Source organism: Rhizobacter sp. P2_H3 (assembly GCF_056403355.1).
The window spans coordinates 1-4,378 of record NZ_JBFUFQ010000345.1 but is presented as its reverse complement, the minus strand read 5'-3'; the positions used below and the strand labels follow the sequence as shown (position 1 = coordinate 4,378).

The 4,378-nt window shown below is 72.2% G+C and carries 6 protein-coding genes; all 6 read left to right on the top strand.

All coding sequences use genetic code 11. The features are described 5' to 3' along the window. Positions 1 to 345, top strand: a 345-nt coding sequence (locus AC1D1T_RS30465; protein ID WP_477993160.1) for a GNAT family N-acetyltransferase, incomplete at its 5' end; no start/stop codon positions are given. Positions 346 to 349: 4 nt separating this feature from the next. Beyond that, complete coding sequence (locus AC1D1T_RS30460) at positions 350 to 1,276, top strand: 2-hydroxyacid dehydrogenase (RefSeq protein WP_477828094.1); 927 nt, start codon at positions 350 to 352, stop codon at positions 1,274 to 1,276. Between the two features lie 133 nt (positions 1,277 to 1,409). Further along, positions 1,410 to 2,807, top strand: coding sequence for an aspartate aminotransferase family protein (locus AC1D1T_RS30455; RefSeq protein ID WP_477993158.1), 1,398 nt, complete (start codon positions 1,410 to 1,412; stop codon positions 2,805 to 2,807). Positions 2,808 to 2,880: 73 nt separating this feature from the next. Then, on the top strand, positions 2,881 to 3,375 hold the full coding sequence (locus AC1D1T_RS30450) for an Lrp/AsnC family transcriptional regulator (protein ID WP_047504267.1): 495 nt from the start codon (positions 2,881 to 2,883) through the stop codon (positions 3,373 to 3,375). Between the two features lie 16 nt (positions 3,376 to 3,391). Then, positions 3,392 to 3,757, top strand: a complete 366-nt coding sequence (locus tag AC1D1T_RS30445; RefSeq protein WP_477828764.1) for a (2Fe-2S)-binding protein — start codon at positions 3,392 to 3,394, stop codon at positions 3,755 to 3,757. Further along, positions 3,754 to 4,378, top strand: a 625-nt coding sequence (locus AC1D1T_RS30440; protein ID WP_477993156.1) for an NAD(P)/FAD-dependent oxidoreductase, incomplete at its 3' end; no start/stop codon positions are given. The genes AC1D1T_RS30445 and AC1D1T_RS30440, both read left to right, overlap by 4 nt.

Sequence of the window (4,378 nt, the reverse complement as noted above, 5' to 3'; positions counted from 1 at the left end):
GCCCTGATCGGCGCGCTGCTGGCCCAGGCCGACACGGTGGTGCTCGACCAGGACGGGCAGGCGCGCGGCTTCGCGATGCTGCGCCGCTTCGGGCGCGGGCTGAGCCTCGGGCCGGTGGTGGCGCCGGACGTCGAGGGCGCGAAGGCGCTGATCGCCCACCTGGTGGGCTTGAACGCCGGCAAGTTCGTGCGCATCGACATCGACTTCGACAGCGGGCTCACCGAGTGGCTGGAGAGCCTGGGGCTGCTGCGCGTGGATGCGCCGACGGTGATGGTGCGCGGCGCGGTGCCGGTGCTCGCCGACGGCAGCCGCCTGTTCTCCCTCGTCAACCAGGCGCTCGGCTGACCCGATGAGCTTCGTCTACAAATCAGACCCGGTGCGCGGGCGCCAGTGGGCCGAGATCTTCGCGCGCGAGGCGCCGGCGCTGGCGTTTCGCATCTGGCCCGACATCGGCGACCCGGCGCAGGTGCGCTTCCTCGCGGCCTGGGAGCCGCCGGCCCGTCTCGGCGAGTTGTTCCCGAACCTGCAGGTGCTGTTCTCGTCCGGGGCCGGCGTCGACCAGTTCGACTTCGCGGCGCTGCCAGCCGGGCTGCCGGTCGTGCGCATGGTCGAGCCCGGCATCATCGGCGGCATGGTCGAGTACGTCAGCTGGGCGGTGCTGGCCCTGCACCGCGACATGCTGCAGTACCGGCGCCAGCAGGCGCAGGCGCAGTGGAAGGCGGCACCGGTGCGGCCGGCCGGGCACTGCCGCGTCGGCGTGCTCGGGCTCGGCTCGCTGGGCCGGGCGGCGCTTGCGCAGTTGCGCAGCTTCGGCTTCGATTGCGCCGGGTGGAGCCGCTCGCGCCACCAGGTCGACGGCGTGCAGTGCTTCGCCGGCGCGGATGAGCTGCCGGCCTTTCTCGCGCGCACGCAGATCCTGGTGTGCCTGCTGCCGCTGACCGACGAGACGCGCGGCTTCCTGGACGCGGCGCTGTTCGCGCAGCTGCCGCGCGGCGCCGGCCTGGTGCAGGTGGGGCGCGGACCGCAGCTGGTGCAGGCCGACCTGCTGGCCGCGCTCGCGCAGGGCTGGATCGCCGACGCGGTGCTCGACGTGACCGACCCTGAGCCGCTGCCGCCCGATCACCCGTTCTGGCAGCACCCGAACATCTGGCTCACGCCGCACATCGCGAGCATGACGCAGCCCGACACCGCGGCGCGCGTGGTGCTGGACAACCTGCGGCGCTTCGAGGCCGGCGAAGAGATGGTCGGCCGCGTCGACCGCGCGCGCGGTTACTGACCGCGCACGCCGCCACATCTTCTGCTGAACCGCCGCGAAGAACGATGCTGCGTTGCGCCGCGCCGGCCCAAAGCAGCACCACGCGCCGGGGGCGCCATCCTATTCTGGAGGCTCACCACCACGAGCCCACCGCATGTCGTCGCCAGCCCTTTCCACCCTCGATGCGCTGATCGCGCTCRACCGAGACCACCTGATCCATCCGGTCGCGCCGTGGCGCAAGCACCAGCAGCGCGGCGTCACCGTGCTCGAGTCCGGCCACGGCGCCTGGCTGAAGGATGCGAGCGGGCGCGAGCTGCTGGACGCCTTCGCCGGCCTGTGGTGCGTCAACATCGGCTACGGCCACGAGAGCGTGGTGCAGGCCGCGGCCGAGCAGATGCGCAAGCTGCCCTATGCCACCGGCTACTTCCACTTCGGCAGCGAGCCGGCGATCCGCCTGGCCGCGAAGCTGGTCGAGATCACGCCGGCCTCGCTGACGCGCGTCTACCTGACGCTCGGCGGCTCGGAGGCGGTGGACGCGGCCAGCCGCTTCATCGTGCAGTACTACAACAACACCGGCCGCCCGCACAAGAAGCATTTCATCGCGCTGGAGCGCGGCTACCACGGCTCGTCGTCGTTCGGCGCCGGGCTGACCGCGCTGCCGCTGTTCCACCGCGGCTTCGACCTGCCGCTGCCCAACCAGCACCACATCGCCTCGCCCTACGGGTACCGCAGCGCGGCCGGGGCCGATCCGCAGGCGCTGATCGCGGCCTCGGTGGCGGCGCTGCGCAGCAAGGTGGCCGAGCTCGGCGCCGACCACGTGGCCGCCTTCTTCTGCGAGCCGATCCAGGGCTCGGGCGGCGTGGTCGTGCCGCCGGTGGGCTGGCTGAAGGCGATGCGCGAGGCGGCGCGCGAGCTCGACATCCTGTTCGTCGTCGACGAGGTCATCACCGGCTTCGGCCGCACCGGCCCGATGTTCGCGTGCGAGGCCGAGGGCGTCGAGCCCGACCTGATGACGCTCGCCAAGGGCCTGACCGCCGGCTATGCGCCGATGGGCGCGACGCTGATGTCGGAGCAGGTCTTCGCCGGCATCGCCGACGGCGCGCCGGCGGGCGCGGCGATCGGCCACGGCGCGACCTACTCGGCCCACCCGGTCAGCGCGGCCATCGCGCTCGAGGTGCTGCGCCTGTACGACGAGGGCGGCATCCTCGCCCACGGCCAGGCGGTGGCGCCGCACTTCGCGGCCGTGATGGACGGCCTGCGCGATCACCCGCTGGTCGGCGAGTCGCGCCACCGCGGGCTGCTCGGCGCGCTGGAGCTGGTGAGCGACAAGGCCACGAAGCGCGGCTTCGATCCGGCGCTCGGCCTGCCGGACCGGCTGTTCGACGCCGGCTACCGGCGCGGGCTGATCTTCCGCTCGTTCGGCGACCACATCCTGGGCTTTGCGCCGGCGCTGTGCTTCACCGAGGACGAGTTCGTGCAGATGGCGCAGCGCCTGCGCGGCACGCTCGACGACGTGCTGCGCGAACCCGACCTGCGCGCCGCGCTGAAGTAGGCGGCGATGATGTTCTGCTCCACCGCGCGGTTTCCCGTCGCAAAATCGGCCACCCCAGACTCCTCTTCCTGCCGTGACCAGCTCCCTCAAGCTCGACCGCCTCGACCTGCGCATCCTGAGCCAGCTGCAGAAGAACGGGCGCATCACCAACGTCGACCTGGCCGAGGCCGTCGGCCTGTCGCCCAGCCCCTGCCTGATCCGCGTGAAGCGGCTCGAGCAGGCCGGCTACATCGCGGGCTACGGCGCGCAGCTGCGACTGGAGAAGCTGGGCGACACGCTGACGGTGTTCACCGAGGTCACGCTGTCGGACCATCACCGCGAGGACTTCGTGCGCTTCGAGGCCGCGATCCGCGGGGTCGACGAGATCCTCGAGTGCCACCTGGTGAGCGGCGGCTACGACTACCTGCTGAAGTTCACGACGCGCGGCGTCAACCACTACCAGGCGCTGATCGAGGACCTGCTGGAGCGCAACATCGGCATCGAGAAGTACTTCAGCTTCATCGTGATCAAGTCGCCGTTCATCAAGACGCACTACCCGATCGAACGGCTGTTCCCGACCAACCCCTGATCCTGGTGGACCCCTCATGAAGCAGCCCACGCCCGGCCGCAGTGGGCGCTTCGTGCGCCTGGCCGAAACCGCGCGGCCTTCCATCCAGCTGCGCATCGACGGCCAGCCCGCCACCGCGCTCGAAGGCGACACGCTGCTGGTGGCGCTGCTGATGCACGGCCGGCAGCTGCGCCAGTCCGAGTTCGGCGATGGTGCGCGCGCCGGCTTCTGCCTGATGGGCGCCTGCCAGGACTGCTGGGTCTGGGACGATGCCGGCCGGCGCCTGCGCGCCTGCTCGACGGCGGCGCTCGACGGCATGAGCGTGCGCACCGCGCCGCCGGTGTCGCTGTGGCCGCTGACGCCGGAGCTGGCGCAACGCCGGCGTGGCGAGGCGCCGCAATGACGCCGCGCATGGTGGTCGTCGGCACCGGGCCGGCAGGGGTGCGTGCCGCGCAGGCGCTGGTGCAGGCCGGGCTGCGTCCGATCGTCATCGATGAAGGGCGGCGCGACGGCGRCCAGATCTACCGCCGCCAACCGGAAGGCTTCCGGCGCAGCCACGCGACGCTGTATGGCAGCGAGGCCGCGAAGGCGCACTCGCTGCACCGCGACTTCGACGCGCTGCACGGGCAGATCGAGCACCGCAGCGAAACGCTGGCCTGGAACCTGACGGCCGGCCAGTTGCACACCGTGCACGCGCCGAGCGGGCGCACGCAGACGCTGGCCTTCGATGCGCTGATCGTCTGCGCCGGCGCCACCGACCGGTTGATGCCGGTGCCGGGCTGGCAGCGTGCCGGCTGCTACAGCCTGGGTGCGGCGCAGATCGCGCTGAAGGCGCAGGCCTGTGCGATCGGCTCGCGCGTGGTGTTCATCGGCAGCGGGCCGTTGCTGTACCTGGTTGCCGCGCAGTACCTGAAGGCCGGCGCGCGCGTCGAGGCGGTGCTGGACACCGCCCCCGCGTTGCCGGGCTGGGCGGCGCTGCGCGGGCTGCTGCGGCGCCCGCGGCTGCTGCTGCGCGGCATCGCGC